This is a genomic window from Actinomadura gamaensis, assembly GCF_042652125.1.
Lineage (GTDB): Bacteria > Actinomycetota > Actinomycetes > Streptosporangiales > Streptosporangiaceae > Spirillospora > Spirillospora gamaensis.
In genome coordinates this window covers 1-779 of the sequence record NZ_JBHSIT010000036.1, presented here as the reverse complement: position 1 = coordinate 779, position 779 = coordinate 1, and the positions used below count along the sequence as shown (strand labels likewise).

The following is a 779-nucleotide window of genomic DNA, read 5'->3' as shown; positions in this document are numbered from 1 at the left end:
CGGGCTCGGCGTTGGCGCATACCAGCGGGTACGGGAATATCAACCCGTTGTCCATCGACTACGCCTGTCGGCCTCGCCTTAGGTCCCGACTTACCCTGGGCGGATTAGCCTGCCCCAGGAACCCTTGGTCATCCGGCGCACACGTTTCTCACGTGTGATTCGCTACTCATGCCTGCATTCTCACTCCCACACCCTCCACCGCACGATCACTCGACGGCTTCACCGGACGCAGGACGCTCCCCTACCCATCCCAGCCAAAGACTGGAATGCCACGGCTTCGGCGGTGTGCTTGAGCCCCGCTACATTGTCGGCGCGGAATCACTTGACCAGTGAGCTATTACGCACTCTTTCAAGGATGGCTGCTTCTAAGCCAACCTCCTGGTTGTCAAGGCAACTCCACATCCTTTCCCACTTAGCACACGCTTAGGGGCCTTAGCCGATGATCTGGGCTGTTTCCCTCTCGACTACGAAGCTTATCCCCCGCAGTCTCACTGCCACGCTCTCACTTACCGGCATTCGGAGTTTGGCTGACGTCAGTAACCTTGTCGGGCCCATCGGCCATCCAGTAGCTCTACCTCCGGCAAGAAACACGCAACGCTGCACCTAAATGCATTTCGGGGAGAACCAGCTATCACGGAGTTTGATTGGCCTTTCACCCCTAACCACAGGTCATCCCCCAGGTTTTCAACCCTGGTGGGTTCGGGCCTCCACACCGTCTTACCGGCGCTTCACCCTGCCCATGGCTAGATCACCCCGCTTCGGGTCTACAGCATGCGACT

Annotated in this window: 1 rRNA gene; it reads right to left on the bottom strand. The window is 58.7% G+C overall.

From position 1 onward, the window contains the following. Nucleotides 1-779, bottom strand: a 23S ribosomal RNA gene (locus tag ACFPCY_RS43030); the annotation flags it as partial.